This is a genomic window from Streptomyces bobili, assembly GCF_002154575.1.
Classification (GTDB): domain Bacteria; phylum Actinomycetota; class Actinomycetes; order Streptomycetales; family Streptomycetaceae; genus Streptomyces; species Streptomyces bobili.
The window spans coordinates 1-26,319 of the sequence record NZ_MUBA01000097.1 but is presented as its reverse complement, the minus strand read 5'-3'; the positions used below and the strand labels follow the sequence as shown (position 1 = coordinate 26,319).

20 protein-coding genes and 1 pseudogene are annotated in these 26,319 nt (G+C 68.5%); 5 read left to right on the top strand and 16 right to left on the bottom strand.

What is annotated here, in order from left to right; translation table 11 throughout:
• The 4 genes and pseudogenes from BZL64_RS40545 to BZL64_RS09010 all read right to left on the bottom strand — a co-directional run.
• Positions 1-384 (bottom strand): annotated as a pseudogene (locus BZL64_RS40545) (hypothetical protein); the annotation flags it as partial.
• 154 nt (positions 385-538) lie between these two features.
• Positions 539-949 (bottom strand): DUF6113 family protein, encoded by a 411-nt coding sequence (locus tag BZL64_RS09020; protein ID WP_086767860.1) that lies wholly within the window; start codon positions 947-949, stop codon positions 539-541.
• Entirely contained in the window at positions 949-1,812 is an 864-nt protein-coding gene (gene mshB, locus BZL64_RS09015) for an N-acetyl-1-D-myo-inositol-2-amino-2-deoxy-alpha-D-glucopyranoside deacetylase (protein ID WP_086767858.1), read from the bottom strand. The genes BZL64_RS09020 and mshB overlap by 1 nt, the downstream gene beginning before the upstream one ends.
• Before the next feature lie 96 nt (positions 1,813-1,908).
• Positions 1,909-2,103: a hypothetical protein gene (locus tag BZL64_RS09010; protein WP_073498771.1), complete on the bottom strand. Its 195-nt coding sequence runs from the start codon at positions 2,101-2,103 to the stop codon at positions 1,909-1,911.
• A gap of 179 nt (positions 2,104-2,282) precedes the next feature.
• On the opposite strand from BZL64_RS09010, the gene BZL64_RS09005 reads away from it, so the two are divergent.
• Positions 2,283-4,436: a S9 family peptidase gene (locus tag BZL64_RS09005; protein ID WP_086767856.1), complete on the top strand. Its 2,154-nt coding sequence runs from the start codon at positions 2,283-2,285 to the stop codon at positions 4,434-4,436.
• A 209-nt stretch (positions 4,437-4,645) separates the two neighbouring features.
• Here BZL64_RS09005 and BZL64_RS09000 read toward each other — a convergent pair whose 3' ends face one another.
• From BZL64_RS09000 to BZL64_RS08980, 5 genes are read right to left on the bottom strand one after another with little or no spacing between them, the layout of a single operon-like run.
• Positions 4,646-5,749 (bottom strand): ABC transporter ATP-binding protein, encoded by a 1,104-nt coding sequence (locus BZL64_RS09000; protein WP_086767854.1) that lies wholly within the window; start codon positions 5,747-5,749, stop codon positions 4,646-4,648.
• A complete protein-coding gene (locus BZL64_RS08995) occupies positions 5,742-6,716 on the bottom strand; it encodes an ABC transporter ATP-binding protein (protein ID WP_086767866.1) in 975 nt (324 codons plus the stop codon). Before BZL64_RS08995 ends, BZL64_RS09000 begins: the two co-directional genes overlap by 8 nt.
• A 7-nt stretch (positions 6,717-6,723) precedes the next feature.
• Positions 6,724-7,737 carry an ABC transporter permease gene (locus BZL64_RS08990; RefSeq protein WP_086767852.1) on the bottom strand — a complete coding sequence of 338 codons (1,014 nt, stop codon included), beginning with the start codon at positions 7,735-7,737 and terminating at the stop codon, positions 6,724-6,726.
• Positions 7,730-8,653: an ABC transporter permease gene (locus BZL64_RS08985; RefSeq protein WP_086767850.1), complete on the bottom strand. Its 924-nt coding sequence runs from the start codon at positions 8,651-8,653 to the stop codon at positions 7,730-7,732. Before BZL64_RS08985 ends, BZL64_RS08990 begins: the two co-directional genes overlap by 8 nt.
• Before the next feature lie 6 nt (positions 8,654-8,659).
• The gene (locus BZL64_RS08980; RefSeq protein WP_086767847.1) at positions 8,660-10,288 is read right to left on the bottom strand and encodes a peptide ABC transporter substrate-binding protein; all 1,629 of its coding nucleotides are present in this window, start codon (positions 10,286-10,288) and stop codon (positions 8,660-8,662) included.
• A gap of 934 nt (positions 10,289-11,222) precedes the next feature.
• Between BZL64_RS08980 and BZL64_RS08975 the strand changes: the two genes are divergently transcribed.
• Positions 11,223-11,666 carry a hypothetical protein gene (locus tag BZL64_RS08975; RefSeq protein WP_086767844.1) on the top strand — a complete coding sequence of 148 codons (444 nt, stop codon included), beginning with the start codon at positions 11,223-11,225 and terminating at the stop codon, positions 11,664-11,666.
• A 379-nt stretch (positions 11,667-12,045) separates the two neighbouring features.
• On the opposite strand, the gene BZL64_RS08970 is transcribed toward BZL64_RS08975, so the two are convergent.
• The 7 genes from BZL64_RS08970 to BZL64_RS08940 form a co-directional block, all read right to left on the bottom strand.
• Positions 12,046-13,167 carry an ABC transporter ATP-binding protein gene (locus BZL64_RS08970; protein WP_086767842.1) on the bottom strand — a complete coding sequence of 374 codons (1,122 nt, stop codon included), beginning with the start codon at positions 13,165-13,167 and terminating at the stop codon, positions 12,046-12,048.
• A 13-nt stretch (positions 13,168-13,180) separates the two neighbouring features.
• Positions 13,181-14,242 carry an ABC transporter ATP-binding protein gene (locus BZL64_RS08965; protein WP_086767840.1) on the bottom strand — a complete coding sequence of 354 codons (1,062 nt, stop codon included), beginning with the start codon at positions 14,240-14,242 and terminating at the stop codon, positions 13,181-13,183.
• Positions 14,243-14,257: 15 nt separating this feature from the next.
• Positions 14,258-15,235 carry an ABC transporter permease gene (locus BZL64_RS08960; protein ID WP_086767838.1) on the bottom strand — a complete coding sequence of 326 codons (978 nt, stop codon included), beginning with the start codon at positions 15,233-15,235 and terminating at the stop codon, positions 14,258-14,260.
• A 101-nt stretch (positions 15,236-15,336) separates the two neighbouring features.
• Positions 15,337-17,130 carry an ABC transporter substrate-binding protein gene (locus BZL64_RS08955; protein WP_208639397.1) on the bottom strand — a complete coding sequence of 598 codons (1,794 nt, stop codon included), beginning with the start codon at positions 17,128-17,130 and terminating at the stop codon, positions 15,337-15,339.
• 100 nt (positions 17,131-17,230) lie between these two features.
• The gene (locus BZL64_RS08950) at positions 17,231-18,277 is read right to left on the bottom strand and encodes an ABC transporter permease (protein ID WP_086767836.1); all 1,047 of its coding nucleotides are present in this window, start codon (positions 18,275-18,277) and stop codon (positions 17,231-17,233) included.
• A 398-nt stretch (positions 18,278-18,675) separates the two neighbouring features.
• Entirely contained in the window at positions 18,676-20,583 is a 1,908-nt protein-coding gene (gene typA / locus BZL64_RS08945; protein ID WP_086767834.1) for a translational GTPase TypA, read from the bottom strand.
• A gap of 162 nt (positions 20,584-20,745) precedes the next feature.
• Entirely contained in the window at positions 20,746-22,986 is a 2,241-nt protein-coding gene (locus BZL64_RS08940) for an ABC transporter family substrate-binding protein (RefSeq protein ID WP_086767832.1), read from the bottom strand.
• 310 nt (positions 22,987-23,296) lie between these two features.
• Between BZL64_RS08940 and BZL64_RS08935 the strand changes: the two genes are divergently transcribed.
• The 3 genes from BZL64_RS08935 to BZL64_RS08925 form a co-directional block, all read left to right on the top strand.
• A complete protein-coding gene (locus BZL64_RS08935; protein WP_086767829.1) occupies positions 23,297-23,587 on the top strand; it encodes a hypothetical protein in 291 nt (96 codons plus the stop codon).
• A gap of 362 nt (positions 23,588-23,949) precedes the next feature.
• Positions 23,950-24,786, top strand: coding sequence for a hypothetical protein (locus tag BZL64_RS08930; RefSeq protein ID WP_086767862.1), 837 nt, complete (start codon positions 23,950-23,952; stop codon positions 24,784-24,786).
• Positions 24,787-24,803: 17 nt separating this feature from the next.
• The coding region (locus BZL64_RS08925) for a fumarate reductase/succinate dehydrogenase flavoprotein subunit (protein ID WP_107430240.1) at positions 24,804-26,319 on the top strand (1,516 nt) is incomplete at its 3' end.

The window sequence follows — 26,319 nt, the reverse complement described above, 5'->3', positions numbered from 1 at the left end:
GGCCGTCGCGTGGTCGCCGGGTGCCTCGGCGGTGCCGTCGGCTCCCGGTCGCCCGGTGGCTCCCGTGGCGGGCGCGGCTCCGGCGGGACCGGTGCCCTGCGCGTCCGTGCCGCCGCCGTCGGCCGCGGAATCCGCGTCGGTGACGGGCGTGCGCACGACGACCGGCGGGATCGGCCGGGAACCGGGGATGTTGATCCGGATCCGGGTCGTCAGCGTGGTCTCGGTCTTGCGTTCCTCCGGCCGTGCGGCCGAACGGCCCGTGTCCGGGCCGCCGTCGGACACCATCGGGGTTCCGTAGGGCGGCGTGCCCGAGGGGTATGCGGCTCCGCCGCGCCCGTTGGACCCGTTGGGCCCGGAGGACGGACTGTCAGTTTCACGACTCAAGGCAGGTTCTCCAGGTTGGCTCCGCCGCCCGCCACGACCTCACGGGCAGCTCGGCGGCGCGCACCACCATACTGGCCACTTCTGGCCGGTATCCCATGACCGCCGTGGAAACCATCACGGGACTCGCACGACCGCGCCACGGCGAAGTGGTACGTCACTTGCCAAGTCGGACCCCGTCGCCGACCGGTTGCCGCCCCCAGCCGATGGTGGCGCAGATCACAGCGAGCGCCATGCCGCCGAGCAGGAAGAGGTAGGAACCGCCTCCCGCGCCGAACAGGAAGTCACCTTCCGGGCGGCCCGCGGTGAGCAGGACGACGGCGATCATCCAGCCGGCGGCGGGCGCGACGGCCCCGGCCCGGCTGTTGAGGGCCCGGGCCCCGCCGAGGAACAGCCCGGCGGCGCCCGTGAGCGCGAGCAGCAGCCCGCCGGGGAACCAGCCGGCCTGGAGGAGCGCCCCGGCCAGCGCCGTGAGCGCGCCGAGCAGCAGGAGCCCGAGGTAGGCGGCGATCCGTCCGGCGGGGGGCCGCTGGAGGGGCTGGGCGAGCAGAGAACCCTGGTCCGGCATCAGACGGCCTCCTCGATGCCGGCGAACAGGTCGGTCTCCCGCTGCTGGGGCCGCTGTCCGCGGACGAGTTCGTAGTACTCGGTGGTGAAGAGGGGCTGGGCCAGCTCGTTGGAGAGCGCGAAGTGGCGCTCGCCGGGGGCGACCTCGATCTGGGTGGCGTGCGCGCGCATGGCGGCGGCCTTGGCGGCGGCGTACGCGCCGCCGTCGATCTCCGTGGTGATGTTCTCGTCGTCGACGACGCCGGGTACGTCGTCGATCTCGGCGCTCTTGGAGAAGGGCAGGCCGGGCAGCTCCTCCCGGAGCCGGGCGAAGGCGGCCTCGGCGACGGAACGCGGGACGCGGTTCCAGTAGACCTTGGGGACGCTCCAGCCGGCCTCCGCCGCCAGCTCCACGGCCCGCATGGCGACGCGGTGGGCCTGGATGTGGTCGGGGTGGCCGTAGCCGCCGTGGCCGTCGTAGGTGACGAGGACCTGGGGGCGCAGGGCGAGGATCACCTCGACAAGGAATCCGGCGGCGTCGTCGACGTCGGCCTGCCAGAAGCAGGCGGGGTCGTCGTTGTCGGGCAGGCCCATCATCCCGGAGTCGGCGTAGCGTCCGGCCCCGCCGAGCAACCGGAAGTCCTTCACGCCGAGTTCGCCCATGGCGGCGGTGAGTTCGCGCAGGCGGCACTCGCCCAGGGCGGCACCGGTGAGGTGCCGCAGCTGCGGCGGGATGACCTCGCCCCGCTCACCGAGGGTGCAGGTGACCAGGGCCACCTGGACGCCCTCGGCCGCGTACCTGGCCATGGTCGCGCCGTTGTTGATCGACTCGTCGTCGGGGTGCGCGTGCACCAGCAGCAGACGCCGGGCTGGCAGTTCCGTCATGGGTCAACCCTACGAGGCAGGCATGCATCTGCGCCCGAGGGGCAGGCGCGAAGACGGACGCGGGCTCGGCCGCCCGGTCGGAACTCGGCCGCCCGGTCAGAACTTGATGCTGCCGATCATGCTCGCCACGCTCGTCGTCAGGTCGCTGATGGTGGGAGCGATCGTCGAGGAGGCGAGATAGAAGCCGAGCAGGATGCAGACAACCGCGTGACCACCCTTCAGTCCAGACTTCTTGATCAACAAGAAGACGATGATCGCCAGCAGCACCACCGCCGAAATCGAGAGTGCCACGGCGGCTCACCTCCAAGAACCCGGGTACGTGAGGGAATGACAAAGCTAGGGAACCGGTAGATCCGTACAACAGCCAGCAGGTTCATACCCACACAGCGCTAGTGATCATAACTATGAGTGCGTGCGCATCTCTCGGCGCACGGCCGCACAAGGGGGCGCATGGCCAATATGGTCGGGGGATGACGACCGAGTCCGACTCCTTCCCCCGCCGACACGCCCGGACCCAGCGGTTCACGCTCGGCGCGCCGCGTTCGTTCACCGTGGCGCCCGACGGCTCTCGCGTGGCGTTCTTGCGTTCCTCCGCCGGCGACGACCGCGGCAACGCGCTGTGGGTGCTCGATCCGGCGGACGGCCGGGAGCGCCTGGCCGCGGACCCGAGTGCCCTCCTCGGCGGCGCCTCGGAGGACCTCTCGCCCGAGGAGCTGGCGCGCCGCGAGCGCAGCCGGGAGGGCGGCGCGGGGATCGTCGGGTACGCCACCGACGCGGCCGTCGAACTGGCGTCTTTCGCCTTGTCGGGGCGGCTTTTCACGGCGGAGCTGCGGGCCGGTACGGCGCGTGGGATCCGTGTTCCCGGGCCGGTGATCGACCCCCGTCCGTCGCCCGACGGGCGGCTCGTCGCGTACGTCGCGCGGGGTGCCCTGCGGGTCGTGGGCGCCGAGGGCGAGGGCGATACGGTGCTCGCCGAGCCGGAATCGGAGTCGGTTTCCTATGGATTGGCCGAGTTCATCGCGGCGGAGGAAATGGGCCGTTCGCGGGGATTCTGGTGGGCTCCGGAGTCCGACCGGCTGCTGGTGGCGCGGGTGGACGACACGCCGGTGCGGCGGTGGTGGATCTCCGATCCGTCCCAGCCGGAACGTGACCCACAACACGTCCCCTATCCGGCTGCCGGGACGCCCAACGCGGACGTACGGCTGTTCCTGTTCGGCCTCGACGGGGCGCGCACGGAGGTCGTCTGGGACCGGACGCGCTATCCGTATCTGGCGCGAGTGCACTGGTCAGCGGCGGGTGCCCCGCTGCTGCTCGTACAGGCGCGCGACCAGCGCAGTCAGCTGTTCCTGGCCGTCGACACCGCGTCCGGGGCGACCCGGATGGTGCACGCCGACGAAGATCCGATTTGGCTCGATCTTTTCCCTGGTGTGCCCTGCTGGAGCCCCTCGGGACAGCTGGTCCGGATCGCCGACGAGGGCGGTGCCCGGGTTCTCGCGGTCGGCGAACGTCCGCTGACCGGAGCGCAGTTGCACGTCCGCGCGGTGCTGGACGTGACGGCCGACGACGTGCTGGTCTCGGCCTCGGCCGGCGAGTCGGCGGAGAGCCCCGAGATCGGCGAGGTGCACGTCTACCGCGTCAACGAACTCGGCATGGAGCGCCTGTCCGACGAGCCCGGCGTGCACTCGGCGGTACGGGCCGGGGGCGTGACCGTCCTGGTCTCGGCGTCCCTGGACCGGCCTGGGAGCCGGGCGCGGGTACTGCGGGACGGGAAGGCGGCAGCCACTGTCCGGTCGTATGCGGAGGATCCCGGCCTCTCCCCCCGCGTGAAACTCACCCAGGGGGGCGCACGGCGGATCCCGTGCGCCGTGCTTATGCCTAGGGACTACCTCGGTGACACCTCGCTCCCGGTCCTGCTGGACCCGTACGGCGGCCCGCACGGGCCCCGCGTGCTCGCCGCGCACAACGCGCATCTGACCTCGCAGTGGTTCGCCGATCAGGGGTTCGCGGTGGTCGTCGCCGACGGACGGGGCACACCGGGGCGCTCGCCGGCCTGGGAGAAGGCGATCAAGGACGATCTGGCGGCCGTCGTGCTCCAGGACCAGGTCGACGCGCTCCAGGCGCTCGCCGCCGACTTCCCGCTCGACCTGAGCCGGGTCGCGATCCGCGGCTGGTCCTTCGGCGGCTACCTGGCGGCCCTCGCGGTGCTGCGCCGCCCGGACGTGTTCCACGCGGCGGTGGTCGGCGCCCCGGTCACCGACCTGCGCCTGTACGACACGCACTACCAGGAGCGCTATCTCGGAGACCCGGGTAAGCAGCCGGAGGTCTACCGGCGGAACTCACTGGTGGACGACGCGGGACTGGTCGACCCCGCGGAGCCGGCCCGCCCGATGATGATCATCCACGGCCTGGCGGACGACAACGTGGTGGTCGCCCACTCCCTGCGGCTCTCCTCGGCCCTGCTCGCCGCCGGCCGCCCGCACGAGGTCCTCCCCCTCGCCGGCGTGACCCACATGACCCCCCAGGAAACGGTCGCCGAGAACCTGCTCCGCCTCCAACTGGACTTCCTGCGCCGCGCCCTCGCTCTGCCCGAGCACCAACACTCCACAGAGCACCGGAACCGATAATTGAGGAACCACGACGAAGCACCAGCCACCTCCGCGAGAGCGGCGCCGGCTTAGGCGCAAAAAAGGGCAACGGGCCGGGAGACATGGCGCTCCCGGCCCGTTTACGGCACCCGCACGGCCGTACGCTGTTCAGACTGACGCGTCCGTATATCGGAATCGCGTCGGCCAAGTTGCCTGCGTGTTAACGCGATTACGGCTCAAATGCACCCCTATGCCCGCTCGTTTCCATGATCTTCCCGGGGTTCCTCGGGCGGGACCACCTGCTTCTCCTCCGCGAAATGGCAGGCCGAGTCGTGGGCCGCAGGGCCTCCGGTGTGGCGGAACTCGGCAGGGACGGCGAGGGCCGGCACCTCCAGGGCGCACCGGTCCTGGGCCTTCCAGCAGCGGGTGCGGAAGCGGCAGCCGGACGGGATGTTCGTCGGGGACGGCACGTCGCCGGAGAGGATGATCCGCTCCCGGTGCTCGCGCGCCTCCGGGTCGGGCACGGGCACCGCGGAGAGCAGCGCCTGGGTGTACGGGTGCGTGGGGTGCTCGTAGATCTCGGCGTCGCGGCCGGTCTCCACGATCCGGCCGAGGTACATCACGGCGACCCGGTCGGAGATGTGCCGCACGATCGACAGGTCGTGCGCGATGAAGATGTACGAGAGGTCGAACTCGCTCTGGAGGTTCGCCATCAGGTTGATGACCTGCGCCTGCACGGACACGTCGAGCGCGGACACCGGTTCGTCGGCGACGATCACCTCAGGGCGCAGGGCGAGCCCCCGCGCGATGCCGATGCGCTGCCGCTGGCCGCCGGAGAACTGGTGCGGGTAGCGGTTGATGTACTCGGGGTTGAGCCCGACCACGTCCAGCAGGTCCTGGACCTTCTTGCGCCGGTCCCCCTTGGGCGCCACCTCGGGATGGATCTCGTACGGCTCCCCGATGATGTCGCCCACCGTCATACGGGGGTTGAGGGAGGTGTACGGGTCCTGGAAGACCATCTGGATGTTGCGGCGTACGGCCCGCAGGGCCCGGCCGGAGAGCTTGGTGACGTCCTCGCCCTTGTAGCGGATCCGCCCGGCCGTCGGCTTCTCCAGGTTGACCAGCATCTTGGCGACCGTGGACTTGCCGCAGCCCGACTCCCCCACGATGCCGAGGGTCTCGCCGCGGCTGAGAGTGAAGTCGACGCCGTCGACGGCCTTGACCGCACCGACCTGCTTCCTGAACACGACGCCTCGGGTGAGCGGGTAGTGCTTGACGAGCCCGGTCACCTCCAGGATCGGCTCGGTCGGGGAGGCGACCGGTGCGGCCGGGGCGGCTGAGGTACTAGCCATGCAGGCACTCCCTCCAGAAGTGGCAGGCGCTGCCCCGCTCCTCGTCCACCTCGTACAGGGGTGGCTCGTCGGTGCGGCACACGTCCTGGGCCATCGGGCAGCGCGGGTGGAAGGCGCAGCCCGGCGGGATGTGCATGAGGTTGGGCGGCAGGCCCTTGATGGCGTACAGCTCCTGGCCCTTCTGGTCCAGGCGCGGGATGGAGTCGAGCAGGCCGCGGGTGTACGGGTGTGCGGGCGCCTTGTAGATGTCGTGGACGGGCGCCGACTCCACGATCCGGCCCGCGTACATCACGGCGATGCGGTCGGCGACGTCGGCGACCACGCCGAGGTCGTGGGTGATCAGGATGAGGCCCATGTGCAGTTCGCGCTGCAACTCCGCGAGCAGCTCCATGACCTGGGCCTGGACGGTGACGTCGAGGGCGGTGGTCGGCTCGTCGGCGATGATCAGCTTGGGTTCCAGGGCCATCGCCATCGCGATCATGATGCGCTGGCGCATACCGCCGGAGAACTGGTGCGGGTACTGCCGGACCCGCTCCTTCGCGGCCGGGATGCGGACCCGGTCCATCAGCTCCACGGCCCTGGCGCGCGCGTCCTTCCTCGACATGCCGCGGTGCACGACGAACATCTCGCCGAGCTGGTCGCCCACGGTGAGCACGGGGTTGAGGGAGGACAGCGCGTCCTGGAAGATCATCGCCATCTCGGCGCCCCGGATCTTGCGGCGCTCGTCCTCCTTGAGCGTCAGCAGGTCCCTGTCCTGGAAGAGGATCTCGCCGCCGGTGATCCGGCCGGGCGGGATGTCGAGGATGCCCATGACCGCCTGGGCGGTGACGGACTTGCCGGAGCCGGACTCGCCGAGCACGGCGAGGGTCTCGCCTGCGTCGACGCCGTAGGTGACGCCGTTGACGGCCTTGGCGACTCCGTCGCGGGTGCGGAACTCCACGTGCAGGTCGCGCACTTCGAGCAGCATCGGCACGTCACCTCAGCTTCGGGTCGAGGGCGTCGCGCACCGCGTCGCCGAGCATGATGAACGCCAGCACGGTGAGCGCCAGGGCGCCGGAGGGCCACAGCAGCGCGTGGGGGGCGTTGCGGATGTACGGCGAGGCGGCGGAGATGTCGATGCCCCAGGAGACGGTCGGCGGCTTCAGGCCGACGCCGAGGTAGGACAGAGTGGCCTCCAGCGAGATGTACGTGCCGAGCGCGATGGTCGCCACGACGATCACCGGGGCCACGGCGTTGGGCGTGATGTGCCGCAGCAGCATGCGGGAGTTGGAGGCGCCGAGCGCCCGCGCGGCCTGGACGTAGTCGTTCTGCTTGGCGGTGATGACCGAGCCGCGGGCGATGCGGGAGATCTGCGGCCAGCCGAGCAGCACCATGAACCCGATGACGGGCCAGACGGTGTTGCTGGTCACCACGGAGAGCAGGACCAGGCCGCCGAGCACGACGGGGATCGCGAAGAAGATGTCGGTGATCCGGGACAGGACCGAGTCCCACACCCCGCCGAAGAATCCGGCGAGCCCGCCGAGGACGCTGCCGAACAGGGCGACGCCGAGCGTGGCCAGGACGCCGACCGTGACGGACGTACGGGCGCCGTAGACGGTGCGGGTGTACACGTTGCAGCCCTGGCCGTCGTAGCCGAACGGGGCGCCCGGCTGGGAGCCTTCCTGGGCCTTGGCGAGGTCGCACTTGAGGGGGGAGCCGGAGGCGATCGCCGAGGGCCACAGGGAGACGAACACCAGGAAGAGGATGACCAGGCCGGAGATGATGAAGACCGGGTTGCGGCGCAGGTCGCGCCAGGCGTCCGACCAGAGGGAACGGGCCCTCTCCGGCCTGCCGGTGCCGTCCGGGCCGACCGGGGGCTCCTCCAGGGTCTCGCCCTCGGAGGTGGCGAGGTCCATCGCGCCTCCCATGCCCGTCGCGGCGATGGCGCCGTCCTCCGGGACGCGGCTCCCGCCGGAGGGGTACGGCTCCGGCGGCATCGGTTCAGGCATAGCGGATCCTCGGGTCGAGTACGGCGTACAGGAGGTCGACCAGCAGGTTGGCCACCAGGAAGACCAGGACCAGGACGGTCACGAAGCCGACGACGGTCTGGGTGTTCTGGCGGAGGATGCCCTGGTAGAGCTGGAAGCCGACGCCGTGGATGTTGAAGATGCGCTCGGTGACGATCGCGCCGCCCATCAGGGCGCCGATGTCGGTGCCGATGAAGGTGACGACCGGGATGAGCGAGTTGCGCAGCAGATGGCGGGTGACGACGCGGCGCCTCGGCAGGCCCTTGGCGATGGCCGTACGGACGTAGTCGGACCGTTTGTTCTCCGCGATGGACGTGCGCGTCAGGCGGGTGACGTAGGCCAGTGAGACGCTCGCCAGGACCAGGCCGGGCACGATCAGCTCGCCGAAGGTGGCGTCCGAGGACACGGAGGGTTTGATCCAGCCCCACTGGACGCCGAGCAGCAGTTGGAGCAGCAGGCCGGTGACGAAGGTGGGGACGGAGATCACCACGAGGGTGACCAGCAGGACGCCGCTGTCGACGGGGCTGCCGCGGCGCAGGCCGGTGATGACTCCGAGGGTGATGCCGATGACGATCTCGAAGATGATCGCGACGATCGTCAGCCGGATGGTGACCGGGAACGCCGACGCCATCAGTTCGGTGACCGGCTGGCCGTTGAACGCCGTCCCGAAGTCACCGGTGAAGACGTTCCCCATGTAGGTCAGGTACTGCTGCCAGACCGGCTTGTCGAGGCCGAACTCCTTCTCCAGCTGGGCGGCGGTGGCGGGGTCGCACTGCCGGTCGCCGCAGAGACCGGCGATGGGGTCACCCATCACGTTGACCATGAGGAAGATCAGCAGCGTGGCTCCGATGAACACCGGGATCATCTGGAGGAGACGCCGGATCACATACCGCCCCATCGCGGATCAGCTGACCTTGATCTCGTTGTAGACGGGGACGGAGAACGGGTTGAGCTTGACGTTCGAGAGGCGGTCCGAGTAGCCGGCGCTGCCGTTCTGGTACCAGAGCGGGATGGCTCCCATGTTGTCCCGCAGCACCTCCTCGGCCTGCTGGAACGTTTCGACGGCCTTGGCGGTGTCGCTCTCGGCGTTGGCCTTGTCGACGAGGTCGTCGAACTCCTTGTTGGACCACTTGCCGTCGTTGGAGGAGGCGTTGGTGTAGTAGAGCGGCTGGAGGAAGTTCTGGATGAGGGGGTAGTCCATCTGCCACCCCGCCCGGAACGGGCCGCTCATCTTCCGGTCGGTGATCTGGCCGCGGAAGTCGGCGAAGGTGCCGACCGGATTGCCGACGCAGGCCTTGTCGTTGTCCAGGGCGTTGTTGATGGAGTTGCAGACGGCGTCGACCCACTGCTTGTGGGACCCGGTGTCCGCGTTGTACGTGATCTTGACCTGGCCGCCGGGGAGGCCGCCGCCCTCCTGGATGAGCTTCTTGGCCTCGGCCGGGTCGTAGTCGCAGGCGTCCCCGCACAGGCCTTCCTTGAAGCCGCCGTCCTCGCCGAGCACCGGGGAGGTCCAGTCGGTGGCGGGGGTGCGGGTCTTCTGGAAGATCGTCTCGGTGATCTGCTCGCGGTTGATGGCGCGGGACAGGCCGGTGCGGACCTTGTCGGAGCCGCTCTTGTTCCAGTTCTCGTCGTAGAACGGGAAGGCGAGGGTCTGGATGATGCCGGCGGGGGTGTTGAGGTAGCGGTCCCCGAGGTCGTTCTTGACGTTCTTGAGCTGGGCCGCCGGCACGTCGTCGACCAGGTCGAGGTTGCCGGCCAGCAGGTCGGTGTAGGCGGTGTTGTTGTCGGTGTAGACCTTCAGGTCCACGCCGCCGTTCTCCGCAGCGTCGTCGCCGGGGTACTCCTCCCACTTGCGCAGGCTCATCTGGGAGCCCTTGGCGTAGGAGTCGATGGCGTAGGGGCCGTTGCCGACCGGCTTGGACAGCCAGCCCGCGTGATCGGTGAAGAAGGCCTGGGGCAGCGGGGCGTAGGCGGGGTAGCCGAGGGTGTCGGGGAAGGTCGAGAACTTCTGGCTGAGCTTGACCGTGAACGTCTTGTCGTCGACGACCTTCAGCCCGGAGAGGGTGTCGGCGGTCTGCGCGCTGCCGTCCTCGGGGTGCGTCTTGTCGTAGCCCTCGATGTACCCGAAGAAGTACGCGTTCTTCTGGTTGTTCTTGAGGCTGGCGCCGTAGTTCCAGGCGTCGACGAAGGACTTGGCGGTGACCTTCTCGCCGTTGCTGAAGGTCCAGCCGTCCTTGACGGTGATGGTGAAGTTCTGCGAGTCCGAGGTCTCGATCTTCTCGGCAAGCATGTCCTCGGCCTCGCCCGTCTCCGGGTTGTACTTCTTCAGGCTCCGGAAGATCATGTCGAGGACCTTGCCGCCCTGCACCTCGTTGGTGTTGGCCGGCTCCAGCGGGTTCTGCGGGTCGCCCCACGAGGAGCTGAGCACCGCGCCGCTGTCGCCCCCGCTGTCGCCCCCGCCCCCACAGGCCGTCGCCACGAGGGCTACGGCCGCAGCGCATGCGGCCCACTTGGCGTGCGTGGCTCCACGCATGGATGCCTCCTCTTGACCGCGCTTCACCTGAGCGCTGTGCCGTCGGTGTCGACGTCCGTATCGACGTACTGATCCTTTATCGGCCAATATCAAGGCAAAAGGTGCATGGCGCACACGCGCGCCACCCGTCCGGGTGTGCGCGCCGCCCTGATGCGCACGCCACGGTCTCCACCAGATCAACGCCCGGACAGAGCGATCGGCCTGCCACTGCGGGGACGAAGCGGGTGCTACGGCGTGGCCGTTCCGGCAATCCGGCTCACCGCCACGGCAGGGAGTCAACCCTCCGGAAAATTATGTGACATACACGGGATTTAACTCGAAGGTGATACCGGTATGCGCTTGACGGGAAACCGAAAACCGCGGTCGCCGTACGCTCTGCGGCCATCCGACCGAGGGGATCTTCCCACCCAGTCCGCTATCGGCGCCTATTTGTTGGCCCCCATCAATTGCGTCCACAACCCTCCCGGACCGATGAATTCGCATACCGCAGCGACGCCACCGCCATCCGCATATATCCACCCGCGCCAGCCCGCCCCGTCGGGCGGATTCAGAATCGGATTGGTACCTGCCGGAGGACGAACAGCCGCGACCACGACTGCTATCCGGCGCCGCCCACCTCACGGCGCCCGCCGATGTCTCCATCTCGGCCTTCACCAAATCCACACAGCTCGATCAACAGCGGGTTCGAGCGTTGCGAACCCGCCGGGACTCGGCTGTTCATGGCAACAGGAGAAATTTCTTGGAGGCTATGATGCTCAAGCAACCCTCAAATAATCCAGTTCAGCCTTGCCCGGCCAAGCGGATCATGGAAGTGTCATTGCCGCGAGGGCAACAGCCTTCGAAGTGCAGGGGGAAAGAACGCGTCCCACAATGGACGTGAGACCCCTGTTGTCCCGCTGGATTCGCTTTATGCGAGAAGCTGGAGAACAGACCTATGCGTATCACCAAGAAGACCGCTCTGACGAGCATTGCGGGGCTGACGACCACAGCCGTCGCAACGCTCGTTCTCGCCGTGCCGGGAACGGCAAACGCGGCCTCCTACTGGATCGGCGACTGCGACGTGTCAGCTGCCACCTCCGACCCTGGCGCCAACGACATGGTCGGCACTCTGTGGAGGCGTAACGATGCGAGCAAGCATGCATACGCATCCTTCAGAGGCAAGAACGAGACCCTGTACATATACAACAAATCCGGGGCCTCAATGACCTTCAGGTTCGACTGGGCAAACGGCTCACGTCTCGAGAAGTCGTGGGACTGGACCCTGGGCACCGGCACATCGAAGACCATGGACTTCGACATCCCCGAAGGCCGTACGGTCATAATGGGAATCGGCACGCCGGGTGGGGACGCCACGTCGTACTGCAAGGGCAAGGCGTAAGACCCAGCACCAATCATCTGAACCCCTGCCTGACCTGAGGGAAGCCGGGGGTTGCGGACACCTGGCCACCCAGTCGTGACCAGGAGCTCGGCGAGACGCTCGGCTGGGGTCCCCAGTCGAGCGTTGTCGGCGGTGCCCTGCCTGGGCCGGGTCCGGGCCGCACCTGCTTACGCCGACGCCAGCGTCGAACTGTTGGGCCGAGCACGGACAGTCGATGGCATAGCCGCGATCCGCCCGCCACAGCGAAGTGAATCTTCGTGGGCCACCAGCCGCGAGGCCGCCGGCGAGCGGTCCCAGGATCCGTGGGCCCATCGGGCACGCATCGGGGGCGGGAGCACAGGCTCCCGCCCCCTGTCTGCGTCTCCACGCGCGCGGCGGACTACTCCTTGGTGGCCGATTCCTCCAGCGCCCTGAGAGCCGGGTCGAGGATGACGTCCTCGTCGCGGGGCTCCGTGGTGGGGTCCTCCGGGAAGTGGCAGGCCGTCAGGTGGCCGGGGCGGTTGCCGGAGATCTGGACGAGCGGGGGCTCCTCCGTCGCGCACTTGTCCTGCGCCTTCCAGCAGCGCGTGCGGAAGCGGCAGCCGGACGGCGGGTGGATCGGCGAGGGCACGTCACCGGAGAGCCGGATGCGCTCACGGGCGGGACCCTCCTCCGCGATCTCCACCTCGGGGACGGCGGAGAGGAGAGCATGGGTGTACGGGTGCCGGGGGCCGTTGTAGATCGACTCACGGTCGCCGACCTCGACGATCTTGCCGAGGTACATCACCGCGACCCGCTGCGAGAAGTGCCGGACGATGGCCAGATCGTGTGCGATGAACAGGAACGCGATGCCGAGTTCCCGCTGCACCTTCTGGAGCATGTTGACGACCTGCGCCTGGATCGACACGTCCAGCGCGGAGACCGGCTCGTCCGCCACGATCAGCTTCGGCTCCAGAGCCAGCGCGCGGGCCACGCCGATGCGCTGACGCTGGCCGCCGGAGAACTCGTGCGGGAACCGGTTGTAGTGCTCAGGGTTGAGGCCGACCAGCTCCAGCAGCTCGCGGACCCTGGCCTCCCGGCCGCCCGCCGGGTTGATCCCGTTGACCTCCATCGGCGACTTGATGATCGTGCCGACGGTTTGCCGCGGGTTCAGCGAGGAGTACGGGTCCTGGAAGATCATCTGGATCTCGGAGCGCACCGGTGCGAGCTGGCGGCGCGAGGCGTGGGTGATGTCCTGCCCCGAGTAGGTGATCTTTCCTGCGGTGGGCTCCAGCAGACGGGTGATGAGCCGGCCGGTGGTGGACTTGCCACAGCCCGATTCGCCGACCAGGCCGACGCTCTCGCCGACGCCGACAGTCAGGTCGACGCCGTCGACGGCCTGGACCGCACCGACCTTCCGTTTGATCGGGAAGCCGCCGTAGATCGGGAAGTGCTTGGTCAGGCCCTCGACCTTCAGCAGCGGCTCGGCGGACGGGGTGTCGGTCGATCCCTGCTGTGTGGGGAGGGTGAGGTTGTCGCTCATGTCTCGGTGCTCCCTAGCGCAGCCGGGGCTGGATCTTGTCGATGAAGATGGTCTGCTTCTGCTCGGCCGTCAGATGACAGGCAGCGGCGCGCCCTGCGGCCAGCGGCGGCCGTTCCTGCGAGCAGAGGTCTCCCGCGACCTGGTCCTTGAAGGCGCAGCGCGGGTGGAAGGGGCAGCCGGAGGGCGGGTTGAGCAGGGACGGCGGGCTGCCCGGGATCGGGTCCAGGGCCTGGTGGATGTCCCCGTCCAGGCGCGGCATCGAGCTGAGCAGGCCCCAGGTGTAGGGGTGCTTCGGCGTGCGCAGCACCTCCTTGACGGAGCCGCGCTCCACGGCCCGGCCCGCGTACATCACCAGCAGGTCGTCGGCCATGTTCGAGATGACGCCGAGGTCGTGCGTGATGAAGATGATCGCGGAGCCGAACTCCTGCTGGAGGTCCTTGAGCAGGTCCAGGATCTGGGCCTGCACCGTCACATCCAGCGCGGTGGTGGGCTCGTCGGCGATCAGCAGGTCGGGGTCGCACATCAGCGCCATGGCGATCATCGCGCGCTGGCGCATACCGCCGGAGAACTGGTGCGGGTAGTCGTCGAAGCGGGTCTTGGGCTGCGGGATGCCGACCTTCTCCAGCATCTGGACCGCCCGGTCCTTCGCCTCCTTCTTGGAGGCGCCCCGGTGCTTCATGTAGGGCTCGGACAGCTGGCGGCCCACCGTGTAGTACGGGGAGAGCGCGGTCAGCGGGTCCTGGAAGATCATCGCCATCTTGTTGCCGCGGAGCTGCTCCAGCTCCTTCTCCGTGGCGGTGACGAGTTCCTTGCCGTCGAGGACGATCTCGCCGTCGACGGTACTGGTCCGCGCGTTGTGCAGACCGAGGATCGTCAGGTTCGTGACGGACTTGCCCGATCCGGACTCCCCCACGATGCCCAGGGTCTTGCCGCGCTCGACGTCGAAGGAGAGCCCGTCGACCGCCTTGACGAGGCCGTCCTCAGTGGAGAACTGCACCTTCAGGTCGCGGACCGAGAGGAAGCTGTCCGGACCGGTCGGGGCCGGTGCACCCTCGGGCTTGGTCAGTGTGGTCACGGTGGTTCGTTCTTCCTAGGAGAGCCGGACGCGCGGGTCGATGTAGGCGTACGCGATGTCGACGAGAATGTTCAGGATCAGGATGAAGAAGGCCCCGAACAGCATGACGCCCATCGTCAGCGGGAGGTCCTTGGTAACCGCGCCGTTCACGGCGAGGCGGCCGATCCCCTGGAGGGAGAAGGTCAGTTCCGTGACGACACCGCCGCCGAGCAGGGCGCTGATGTCGATGCCGAGCACGGTGACGATCGGGATGAGCGAGCCGCGCCAGGCGTAGCGGAAGAAGACGTACTTCTGTGACATGCCCTTGGCGCGGGCGGTGCGGACGTGTTCCTCCGCGAGCTGCTCGATCATCGATGCGCGCGCCATACGCGTGTACTGCGCGGTGAAGATGGTGGCCATCACGACCATCGGGATGGACAGTCCGACGAGCCAGCCCAACGGGTCCTGCGTGAACGGCACGTACTTCGGGTCTTCCATCCAGCCGGTCTGGTAGACCAGGACGGTCAGCGCGATCGGGCCGAGGAAGTAGATCTGGAACGAGCTGAGCACCATGGACCCACCCGTGGCGACCTTGTCGACCATGGAGCCACGCTTGAAGGCGGCGAGCATGCCGGCGCCGATGCCCACGAACAGGAAGACGATCAGCGCGCCCACCGTCAGCGAAAGGGTCAGCGGGAAGCGGTCCATGATCGTGTCCCAGACGAACTCGCCCGAGTAGAACGACTGACCGAGGCAGGGGGCGGGGCAGTGACCGGTGGGGAAGTCACGGCCCACCACGATGCCGGACATGAAGTCCCAGAACTGTGTGTGCAGCGGCAGGTTGAGGCCGAGTGCCGTTCGGATTTCCTCGAGTCTCGTGGGCGAGCAGTCCTTGCCACAGGCCAGTGAGGCGTAGTCGGACGGCGCGGCGACGAACAGGAAGAACGTGACCGCACCGATCAGGAACAGGGTGACGGCGGCACCGACCGTGCGCCGGATGATGAACTGAAACATGGCGGGAGGGCTGCTCTCTGCGGAGACGGTGTGGGGCGGGTTCACGGAACCGCGGGGGTGCGCTCCGCCTGGTGCGCACCCCCGCGATCAGCCGTACAGAGTTACGACTTCAGGAACAGTCGGGTCACGTCGATGTAGCTGGACTCGGCGCTGTAGCGGGCGCCACCGATGTTCGAACCGTAGAGCTGGAGCTGCTTGGTGTACCAGAGCGGGGCACCCGGGAGCACCTTCTCCAGGATGTAGTGGTGGGCCTCCCGCCAGGTCGCCGCAGCCTCGGTCGGCTCCTGGGTCAGAGCCTTCTTGATGAGCTTCTGGACCTCGGGGTCGTTCATGTGCGAGTAGTTCGGCGAACCGTCGGCAACCTGGTCACCGTCGTAGATCGGCGTGACGACCGTGCCCGGCGACGGCCAGTCCTGGCCCCAGCCGTTGATGTACATGTCGTACGGGTTCTTGAGCTTGCCGACCTGCTCGCTGTAGCTCGCGGCGTCGACCTCCTTGGCGACGACCTCGATGCCGATCTTGCTCAGCGCGTCGACGATGGCGACCTTGCGCTTCTGGCCGGCCTCGCTGTTGGCGTACGCGAAGACGAGCTTCTTCTCGGCAGCCGGAACGTCCTTGAGGATTTCCTTGGCCTTCGCGATGTTGCCCTGAGGCGTCTTCAGACGGCCGTAGGGGTCGTAGGTGGGCTCGTAGCCCGGCAGCGTCGGGGCGAACAGGTTCGGGGCGACGTCACCGCCGTACGCACCACCTTCACCGGCGATGAGCGACTTCGAGTTCACGCCGTAGGCGACGGCCTCGCGGACCGCCTTGTTCTTGACCCGGTCCAGGTTGAAGTTCAGCGCCATGACGTAGGGCTGGTAGCCCTTGATCGTGCGCTTGTTGACGGCGGCGTTGCCGACGACGTCCTGGATCTGGGTGGACTCGACGGAGCCGGTGAGCTGGATCGCGTTCTTGGAAGCACCCTGGTCGGCGATCAGACGGCTCGTCTGGGTCGACTCGGTGACACCGAAGTCGAAGTTGAAGCCGTCGACGTACTGGTGACGGACCGAGTCGGTCTTCGGGTCCCAGTTCGTGTTCTTGACCAGCTTCATGCTCTTGCCGGCCTTGTACTCCGCGATCTTGTACGGGCCGGTGGAGACGGGGGCCGTGTCGTACTTCGCCTTCGTGTCGGTCTTCTCCGGCACGACGCCGTAACCCGGCATGGCCAGCGTCTGCGGCAGGTCGGGACGCGGCGAGTCGAAGTGGAAGACGACGGTCTTCGCGTCCGGGGTGTCCAGGACGGTGGCCGGCAGGTGCTTGTCGCCGAAGCCGCCGTCCGGCAGCGCCGTGCGGTACTTCGGACCGCTCAGCCAGGTCTGCAGGTAGGTCGGGCCGTCGAAGATGAACTCGGCGTACTGGCGCTCGACGGTGTGACGGATGTCGGCGGACGTGATCACGTTGCCGTTCTGGTCCTTCACGCCGTCCTTCAGCGTGTACGTCCAGGTCTTGCCACCGTCCGAGGACTTGCCCGAGTCGGTCGCGAGGTCACCGACGACCGCGGTGCCGCCCTTGCCGTCCTCCTCGAAGTTGGTCAGACCGCGGAAGAGCAGGTTGGCGACCTGGCCACCGTCGGAGACGTAGATCTGGCCCGGGTCCAGGTGCGAGAGGCCCGCCTCCTGGTAGACCTCGATGGTGCCGCCGGGCTTGGCGCCGGGCACCTCCTCGGCGGGACCCGTGGACGCGGCTGCGTCGCCGTACGTGACCGGCTTCGACTGGACGGCGGCCTCGGCCTGGTCCTTCTTCGAGTCCTTGCCACTGCTGCTGCCCTTGTTCTCGGAGCAGCCGGTGAGCACGAGGGAGCCGGTCGCGATGACGACCATGATGGCCCGCGCTCTGCGCGAGTTGAACGACTTCATGTGGTGAAAGCACCTACCTGTCGGTTGTTATCCATGAGTACTGCCTGACGCGGCTGGTAGGCCGACGCGGGGGCGGCAGTCACCCCCCACCAATGGACGATCAGCGTCCGGACTTGGGGTCGAACGCATCCCGAACGGAGTCTCCGAGGAGGTTGAAGCACAGGACGAAGATCACCAGTGCCGTGCCCGGGAAGAACATGAACGCCGGATCCTGCTTGGCGTAACCGGCGGCGGCGGCGAACAGCCGCCCCCAGTCCGGGGTCGGCTCGACGAACCCGACACCGGCGAAGGAGAGGAACGCGATCGTGAGAATCGTGCTGGGCAGCTGGTACGTGAACTGCACCAGGATCGGCGAGACCACGTTCGGCAGGATCTCCTTGCGGATGATCCGCCACGGCGAGGCGCCCGAGACCTTCGCGGCCTCCACGAACTCCCGCTCACGCAGGGACAGCACCGTGGAACGCACCAGTCGCGACATGCCCATCCAGCCCAGCACCCACAGCACGATCAGGATCGCCAACGCGCGGAAGTATGTGGGGGTTTCTTCCTGCGGGTCGACGAAGAAGGCGGTGACCACCGGCATGAACGCGATGAAGAACAACTGCGACGGGAAGGACAGGAAGAAGTCCGTGACCCGTCCGATCCAGTAGTCGGTGCGACCACCGAAGTAGCCGCCGACCAGACCGATGACGATACCGGTGACCATGAGCAGGATGGTCACGCCCAGCGCCATGAACAGCGAGGTCCGCATGCCGTACATCAGCATGGCGAACAGGTCACGGCCGTACTGCGGCTCGACACCGAACCAGTGGGTTCCCGACATTCCGCCGAAGTAGCCGAGCGGCAGCCCGAATTCGTCGAGGACGGGGGTGTCCGCGTACGTGGGGTCCTGGCCGTACAGCGTGTAGGGGTTCGTCCCGCTGAGCTTGGTGAGCAGCGGAGCCGCCAGCGAGATGACGAAGTAGAAAATCACTACGCACGCGCAGATGACACCGGTACGGTCACGCTTGAAGCGCTGCCACATCAACTGCCCGGGGGAGCGACCCTCAAGCTTCTTCGCCACCTCGGCGGGCTCGGTGTTCTTGTCGAGCTCGGGATCCAAGGCGATCGAGGGCCCGGAGCCTTCAGCCTTGGCTGGACTGGTCATGTGTGTACTTCCCCCGGGGGGTTGGAGAGTTGAGCGCAGCACAGATACCGGCGGGTTCTGTGGTTTGGGGGAACTTTCGCCAAATAAGTCAACGCGCGTCAAGGCCGGAAGACATAGGGATCTCCCTACGGTCCATATTTTGAGCAAAAATTGCAAAGATTGACACCTGCGCGCGCTTGACAGGTGAGATCGTAAACAGTCATTTCGGGCATACGGCGACTATTTTTCGTTTACATGTCCGAAACGCGTTGGCCGGATAACCGATAAACGGACGGCAACTCCTGTGACTCGGACAGCGCGCTCACAGCGTGCCCGAGAGGAACCGCGGAGAGCCGGCCGCGGGCGCGCCGAAGTCCCGGCCCTGCGCTCAGGAGGACCGGGACTTCGGTGAGGGAACGTCAGCCGTGCTTCGCGCGGCTCGCGGAGCGGGCCCGCTCGCGCTGGTCGAGGACGACCTTGCGGATGCGAACCGCCTCCGGGGTCACCTCGACGCACTCGTCGTCGCGGCAGAACTCCAGCGACTGCTCCAGCGACAGCTTGCGCGGCGGGACGATCGCCTCGAAGGAGTCGGCCGAGGCGGACCGCATGTTCGTGAGCTTCTTCTCCTTGGTGATGTTCACGTCCATGTCGTCGGCGCGCGAGTTCTCGCCGACGATCATGCCCTCGTACACCTCGGTGCCGGGGTCGGTGAACAGCACGCCGCGCTCCTGAAGGTTCGTCATCGCGAACGCGGTGACGGCACCGGCGCGGTCGGCGACCAGCGAGCCGTTGTTACGGGTCGTCAGCGTGCCGAACCACGGCTCGTGGCCCTCGTGGATGGAGTGGGCGATGCCCGTGCCGCGCGTCCCGGTGAGGAACTCGGTACGGAAGCCGATGAGGCCACGGGAGGGGACCACGAACTCCATGCGGACCCAACCGGAGCCGTGGTTGGACATGTTGTCCATCCGGCCCTTGCGGACGCCCATGAGCTGCGTGACCGGGCCCATGTGCTCCTCGGGCACGTCGATCGTCATGCGCTCGACCGGCTCGTAGACCTTGCCGTCGACGAGCTTGGTGACGACCTGCGGCTTGCCGATGGTCAGCTCGAAGCCCTCGCGGCGCATCTGCTCGACCAGGATGGCCAGCGCCAGCTCACCGCGGCCCTGCACCTCCCAGGCGTCGGGACGCTCGGTGTCCAGGACGCGGAGGCTGACGTTACCGATCAGCTCGCGGTCGAGGCGGTCCTTGACCTGACGGGCGGTGACCTTGCGGTCCTTGACCGCGGCCTTGTTGTCCGCGCCCTTGCCGGTGGCGCCGCGGCCGACCATCGGGGAGGTGTTCGTGCCGATGGTCATCGAGATCGCCGGCTCGTCGACCGTGATGAGCGGCAGCGCGATCGGGTTCTCGGGGTCGGCGAGGGTCTCACCGATCATGATCTCCGGGATACCGGCGACGGCGCAGATGTCACCCGGTCCTGCCATCTCGGCGGGCTTGCGGGTGAGCGCCTCGGTCATCAGCAGCTCGGTGATGCGTACGTTGGACATCGTGCCGTCGCGCTTGATCCACGTGACGGTCTGGCCCTTGCGCAGCTCGCCCTGCTCGACGCGCAGCAGCGCGATACGGCCGAGGAAGTTGTCGGCGTCCAGGTTGGTGACGTGCGCCTGGAGCGGGGCCTCTGTGTCGTACTCCGGAGCCGGGACGTGCGAGAGGATCGTGGAGAAGAACGGCTCCAGGCTGTCGCTGTCCTGCGGGACCGTGCCGTTCTCCGGCTTGGTCAGCGAGGCGACGCCGTCACGCGCGCAGGCGTAGACGATCGGGAACTCGATCTGGTCCTCGTCGGCGTCGAGGTCGAGGAAGAGGTCGTAGGCCTCGTTGACGACCTCGTCGATGCGCGAGTCGGGCCGGTCCGTCTTGTTGATGCACAGGATGACGGGCAGGCGGGCCTGGAGTGCCTTGCGCAGCACGAAGCGGGTCTGCGGCAGCGGGCCCTCGGAGGCGTCGACCAGCAGCACGACGGCGTCGACCATCGACAGACCACGCTCGACCTCGCCGCCGAAGTCGGCGTGACCGGGGGTGTCGATGATGTTGATGGTGATGACGTCGCCGCCATCCTTGGGGTGGTACTTGACGGCCGTGTTCTTGGCCAGGATCGTGATGCCCTTCTCACGCTCCAGGTCGTTCGAGTCCATCATGCGGTCGTCGAGCGACTCGGCGGCATGCGCGGCGAAGGCGCCGGCCTGCTTGAGCATGGCATCGACCAGGGTGGTCTTGCCGTGGTCGACGTGGGCGACGATGGCTACGTTGCGAATATCGTGGCGCGTGGCCATAAAGCGGCGATCTCCCGGAGTGTGAGGGCGGCCCTGCTGCGTACGTCTGTGTTACGCGGGCCCTGCCGGGCTTGACACGCCACGGCCTTACCCCATCGTACGTGGCCCGGCGGGGGACGGCCTCCGCAGGGCCACAGGGTTCATCCGACGATCACCCGCGGCTCACTTCTGCGAGGGGCTCGCGGAGACCTTCGCGCCCTTCTCCAGGAAGCCCATGTCCTCGTAGACGGGGGTCTGGAAACCGAAGGCACCGATGTTGACCAGGTTCTTCCGGACGGCCGTGAGCTGGGGGCGCTGGTAGAGAGGAATCGATCCGGCAGCGGCCCAGATACGGGCGTCGGCCTTGCGGATCAGGGACCGGCCCTCCTCCTTGTCCAGGGTCGAGACCGCCTGATCGAACAGCTGGTCGACCTGATCGGTGCCGACCCTCGTGTAGTTCTGCTCGACGCTCAGCGAGCCGTCGGCACCCGGGACGGGCTTGGCGTAGATCGGCCGGGCGTCGGTGGCCGGGAAGGCGGAGGCGGGCCAGGAGTAGAGGGCCAGGTCGTACTCGCCGGAGGCGATGTGGTCCTTGAAGTAGCTCTCGTCGGAGACCTTGGTGGTCTCGGTGCGGATCCCGACCTTGTCCAGCATCCGCGTGATCCGCCCGGCCACCAGGCGCAGGGACTCCGAGCCGGGACCGGCCGGCAGCACGAACCGCAGGGTGAGCGCCTTGCCGTCCTTGGCCAGCGCCTCGCGCGCGGCGCCGGCCGGGGCGGCGGTGCCACGGGGGGCGTAGGCGCCGGGAGCGCCCTGCCGGTTGAGGTACTGCTTGCCGTCCTGGGCGAGCTGCCTGCCGTGAGTCTCGTGGTCGCGGCCGTGGTCCGCGGGCGCCTTGCCGTCCTGGCCGACGATGTACGTGCCGTCGTCGCCGCCCTCGGACTTGTCACCGCCCTCGGACTTGTCGTCGCGGTCGGCCTTCTTCTCGCCGTCACCGGTCTTCTTCTCGCCGTCGGACTCTCCGCCGTCGGACTTCTTGCCCTCGGATCCGGCGGCCTTCTCGCCCTTCTCGCCCTTCTTCACCGGGCCGCCGGGCACCCAGCCCGCGTCCGCGAGCAGCGCCTGCGCCTCCTCGGTGTCCTGGCCGCCGAGCGCGCCGCTGTTGTCGGCGTACGCCTCCTGCCCGGAGAGCGCCAGGTGGCTGCCGACCGGCACGGCGGGCAGGCCGAGCGGCTTCAGTACGACCTTCGCCAGTTCCTCGCGGTCGAGCGCCCTGGCCACCGCCCGGCGCACCCGCTCGTCGGCGAGGGGGCCGTCGGCGCCGTTGAGGGCCAGTTGCGTGTAGGCCGGTTCCAGTGACTTGCGCACCTCGTAGCCGCGCAACTCCCGCTTCCGCCACTCCCAGGCGGCGACGGCCCTGCGCAGGTTCTCGCGGGCGTGCACATTGCGGTCCTCGGCGGAGCCGCCGGCGTCGACGACGGTCCACGAGCGCAGCGCCTTGGCCGCGGTACGGCCGGCGCCGGGGCCCGAGAGCGGTCCGGCGGCGCCCGCGGCGCTGTCGATGCTCCTGGCGGCGGCCGGGTCGATCTCGGCCACGTCCAGGTCGCCCTCGGCGAGCCGCCCGGCCCGTTCGTCACGCGGTACGGCGGTCAGCACGATCTCGGTGAGCTTGGCGGGCCGGCCCCACCAGCGCGGGTTGCGGGTGAGCCGGATCCGGTCCTTCTCCCGGTCGACCTGCTTGAGGCTGAACGGCCCGGCGGTGACCTTGAGCTTGCGCCGGGCCCCGTCGTTGAAGGCGTCGGGCGTGCCCATGACGTCCTTCGGGTACAGCGGGGAGAACAGCGACTGCCAGTCGGCGTAGGGGCGGGCGAAGGTGACCCGGACCTCCAGGTCGTTGGCGCCCCGTTCGATCTTCTCGATGCGGTCGTAGCCGGCGTTGCGGGCGGTCCAGTAGGCGCTGTCCTTGCCGGACAGGGCACGCCACTGGGCGGCGAAGTCGGCGGCGCCGATCTCGCGGCCGTCGCTCCACACCGCCTGCTGGTTCAGCCGGTACAGGACGACCTGTCTGGGCTCGGTGTCGACGACCTTGGCGGACTCCAGGAAGTCGGGGTTCAGCCGGGGCCGGCCGCTCGCGTCGAGCCGGTACATCGAGGGCAGGACGGCCTGGGCGATCCGGGTGGTGGTGGCGTCGGCGTCGGCCTGGAACGTGTTGAGGGTCTCGGGTACGGCGTCCACGGCCCAGCGCAGGGTCCCGCCGTCGGTGATCTGGGCGCGGGCGGCCGGGGCGATGTCCTGGGCGGCCAGCGGCTTGCCGGCCTTGTCCTCGGCGGAGCAGGCGGAGAGCAGGGGTACCGCGAGCGCTCCCGCGGTGAGGAAGGCGACCGAGCGCATGACCGCGCGGGGTCCGAGGCCGTCGTGGGACATCTCTGCTTACCTCCGGGAGCCGCGGGCGTTATGATCACTTTTGGCGGTATATGGAGCTGATCACATCTATTCGGCCACTGAAGAGGAAAGGGTTCGGCAGCGGACGGCGACACGGCGACGACAGCCGGGAAGCCCACCCGTGCGGCGCAACGCACCACGGCATGCACCCCTCGGTCACCCGTACAGGTCACGCGCACGACTCGGCCAATCGGTGCACACGCCTTCCCACCGACCGGTGTGACGCGCAACACTCGCAGGCGCATGACCGTTGCCACCCACGGCCGCCAGGCCGACGGAAGCGAGGTACGTCATGTCCGTGCACGACGAACTGAGTTCGGTACAGCGCTGCCTCGACGACCTGACCCGGTCGGTCGGGCGTCTGGAGCAGCAGCTGGGCAGCGGCGGGCTGGACATGCGCCGCGTCCGCACCGACACCGAACACCTGCGCGAGAGCATCGGGATCCTGCGTGCGGCGGCAGCCTCTCCGGCCACCACCAAGCGCCCGGATCTCGTGACCATCCCCGACACCCCGTACGACGACTCGCTGTGGATCGACACGGACGACGAGGGATTGGGTGCCCGCGACCGGCACGCCCCCTGATTCAAGGTGCGACCGGTCCCGCCCTCTACTGCTACTTCGAAGGAGTGGACTTGACCACTGGTACGGAACCGTTCCTCGGCACCGGAGCAGGACAGGCGTCTCCGGCGGCACACCCCGAACGGTCTTGGGCGCACTGGTCGCCCGCTTTCGCCCCCGGGCGGCGACGCATGTCCTGCACGCGGTCCGAGTCCCGGAGGGCGGGGTCCCTCACGATCCGGGTCACCTGGTGAGGCAACCGGCTTCGAAGAGGCCCTGGCCCATCTCTCCGATGGGGCAGGGGCAACGAAGCCGACCCGCAGCCAGACGTCGCGAATCGCACCGCAGACGCTAGCCGAGATCACCGGAGGGCCCACAAGCCGATGATGCGAACATCACTCGAACAGGGGACGTCGGACGTCAGTGACCGGCAAGGCGGCGTGCGGAGCGGTACGCGCGCCGCCATCGACGCACCGCACCTGCGGACCGACCGCTGGTGGCTCGCCCCGGCGGTCACGGCCGCCGGGCTGCTCGCCTTCATCGTCTACTCGACCTGGCGGGCGTTCGCCGACGCCGACTACTACGCGGCGCCGTACGTCTCGCCGTTCTACTCCCCGTGCCTGGCGGAGCGGTGCGAGCCGATGCGGGGCGGCCCCAACTGGGAGATCCTCGGCGGCTGGTGGGGGATCTCCCCCGCGATCATCATCCTGATCTTCCCGCTCGGCTTCCGGCTGACCTGCTACTACTACCGCAAGGCCTACTACCGGGGCTTCTGGGCGTCCCCGCCGGCCTGCGCGGTGGCCGAGCCGCACAAGAAGTACACGGGCGAGACCCGCTTCCCGCTGGTGCTCCAGAACATCCACCGGTACTTCTTCTACGCCGCGATCGTCGTCGCCGGGATCCTGACCTACGACACCGTGCTCGCCTTCCGCGACGAGCACTACGCGTGGGGCCACATGGGCCTGGGCACCCTCGTCTTCCTGGTCAACATCGTGCTGATCTGGGCGTACACGATCTCCTGCCACTCCTGCCGGCACATCGTCGGCGGCAAGCTCAGGCACTTCTCCAAGCACCCCGTGCGCTACCGGATGTGGCAGTGGGCGGGGAAGCTCAACGCCCGGCACATGCAGCTCGCCTGGGCGTCGCTGGTGAGCGTGGCGCTCGCCGACTTCTACGTCTATCTCGTCGCGTCCGGCGCCTTCGACGATCCGAGGTTCTTCTAGATGAGTGGGGCCCTTTGATGTCCGTGGTCGACCGCCAGCAGTGGGACGTCGTCGTGGTCGGGGCCGGCGGCGCCGGTCTGCGGGCCGCGATCGAGGCCCGCGAGCGCGGCGCCCGTACGGCCGTGATCTGCAAGTCGCTGTTCGGCAAGGCGCACACCGTGATGGCCGAGGGCGGTATCGCGGCGGCCATGGGCAACGTCAACTCCGGCGACAACTGGCAGGTCCACTTCCGCGACACCCTGCGCGGCGGCAAGTTCCTCAACCAGTGGCGGATGGCCGAGCTGCACGCCCAGGAGGCCCCGGACCGCGTGTGGGAGCTGGAGACCTGGGGCGCCCTGTTCGACCGGACGCGGGACGGCCGGATCTCGCAGCGCAACTTCGGCGGCCACGAGTACCCGCGCCTCGCGCACGTCGGCGACCGCACCGGCCTGGAGCTGATCCGCACCCTCCAGCAGAAGATCGTGTCGTTGCAGCAGGAGGACTTCAAGGAGACCGGCGACTACGAGTCCCGGCTGAAGGTCTACCAGGAGTGCACGGTCACCCGCGTCCTCCAGGACACCTCGTCCGACAGCGGCTCCGCCACGGGCGGCCGGGTCGGCGGGGTCTTCGGCTACGCCCGCGAGTCCGGCCGCTTCTTCGTGCTGGAGGCGCCCGCCGTGGTGATCGCGACCGGCGGGATCGGCAAGTCCTTCAAGGTGACGTCGAACTCGTGGGAGTACACGGGGGACGGTCACGCACTGGCCCTGCTGGCGGGCGCGCCCCTGCTGAACATGGAGTTCGTGCAGTTCCATCCGACGGGCATGGTCTGGCCGCCGTCGGTGAAGGGCATCCTCGTCACCGAGTCGGTGCGCGGCGACGGCGGGGTGCTCAGAAACTCCGAGGGCAAGCGGTTCATGTTCGACTACGTCCCGGACGTCTTCAAGGACAAGTACGCCGAGTCCGAGGAGGAGGGCGACCGCTGGTACGAGGACCCGGACAACAACCGGCGCCCTCCCGAACTGCTCCCCCGCGACGAGGTCGCCCGCGCCATCAACTCCGAGGTCAAGGCGGGCCGCGGCTCCCCGCACGGCGGCGTCTTCCTCGACGTGTCGACGCGGATGCCCGCGGAGGTCATCAAACGCCGGCTGCCGTCCATGTACCACCAGTTCAAGGAGCTGGCCGACGTGGACATCACCGCGGAGGCGATGGAGGTCGGGCCCACCTGCCACTACGTGATGGGCGGCATCGCGGTCGAGTCCGAGACGGCCGCCGCCCGCGGGGTGCCGGGCCTGTACGCGGCCGGCGAGGTGGCCGGCGGGATGCACGGCTCCAACCGGCTCGGCGGCAACTCGCTCTCCGATCTGCTGGTGTTCGGCCGCCGGGCGGGCCTGCACGCCGCCGAGTACGCGGCGGCCACCGCCCGGCCCGCCATCGACGGCACCCAGATCGACACGGCCGCGGCGGAGGCCCTGCGCCCGTTCTCCGCGGAGACCGGGGAAACCGGGGCGGGCGGGGCGGGCGGGGAGACCTGGGCGCCTGGGGGAACCGTGCCGG

Excerpts from the sequence above, each read along its gene's own strand:
- BZL64_RS09020 (WP_086767860.1), bottom strand. The coding sequence starts at position 949 with ATGCCGGACCAGGGTTCTCTGCTCGCCCAGCCCCTCCAGCGGCCCCCC.
- mshB (WP_086767858.1), bottom strand. The coding sequence starts at position 1,812 with ATGACGGAACTGCCAGCCCGGCGTCTGCTGCTGGTGCACGCGCACCCC.
- BZL64_RS09005 (WP_086767856.1), top strand. The coding sequence starts at position 2,283 with ATGACGACCGAGTCCGACTCCTTCCCCCGCCGACACGCCCGGACCCAG.
- BZL64_RS09000 (WP_086767854.1), bottom strand. The coding sequence starts at position 5,749 with ATGGCTAGTACCTCAGCCGCCCCGGCCGCACCGGTCGCCTCCCCGACC.
- BZL64_RS08995 (WP_086767866.1), bottom strand. The coding sequence starts at position 6,716 with ATGCTGCTCGAAGTGCGCGACCTGCACGTGGAGTTCCGCACCCGCGAC.
- BZL64_RS08990 (WP_086767852.1), bottom strand. The coding sequence starts at position 7,737 with ATGCCTGAACCGATGCCGCCGGAGCCGTACCCCTCCGGCGGGAGCCGC.
- BZL64_RS08985 (WP_086767850.1), bottom strand. The coding sequence starts at position 8,653 with ATGGGGCGGTATGTGATCCGGCGTCTCCTCCAGATGATCCCGGTGTTC.
- BZL64_RS08980 (WP_086767847.1), bottom strand. The coding sequence starts at position 10,288 with ATGCGTGGAGCCACGCACGCCAAGTGGGCCGCATGCGCTGCGGCCGTA.
- BZL64_RS08975 (WP_086767844.1), top strand. The coding sequence starts at position 11,223 with ATGCGTATCACCAAGAAGACCGCTCTGACGAGCATTGCGGGGCTGACG.
- BZL64_RS08970 (WP_086767842.1), bottom strand. The coding sequence starts at position 13,167 with ATGAGCGACAACCTCACCCTCCCCACACAGCAGGGATCGACCGACACC.
- BZL64_RS08960 (WP_086767838.1), bottom strand. The coding sequence starts at position 15,235 with ATGTTTCAGTTCATCATCCGGCGCACGGTCGGTGCCGCCGTCACCCTG.
- BZL64_RS08955 (WP_208639397.1), bottom strand. The coding sequence starts at position 17,130 with ATGAAGTCGTTCAACTCGCGCAGAGCGCGGGCCATCATGGTCGTCATC.
- BZL64_RS08950 (WP_086767836.1), bottom strand. The coding sequence starts at position 18,277 with ATGACCAGTCCAGCCAAGGCTGAAGGCTCCGGGCCCTCGATCGCCTTG.
- typA (WP_086767834.1), bottom strand. The coding sequence starts at position 20,583 with ATGGCCACGCGCCACGATATTCGCAACGTAGCCATCGTCGCCCACGTC.
- BZL64_RS08940 (WP_086767832.1), bottom strand. The coding sequence starts at position 22,986 with ATGTCCCACGACGGCCTCGGACCCCGCGCGGTCATGCGCTCGGTCGCC.
- BZL64_RS08935 (WP_086767829.1), top strand. The coding sequence starts at position 23,297 with ATGTCCGTGCACGACGAACTGAGTTCGGTACAGCGCTGCCTCGACGAC.
- BZL64_RS08930 (WP_086767862.1), top strand. The coding sequence starts at position 23,950 with ATGCGAACATCACTCGAACAGGGGACGTCGGACGTCAGTGACCGGCAA.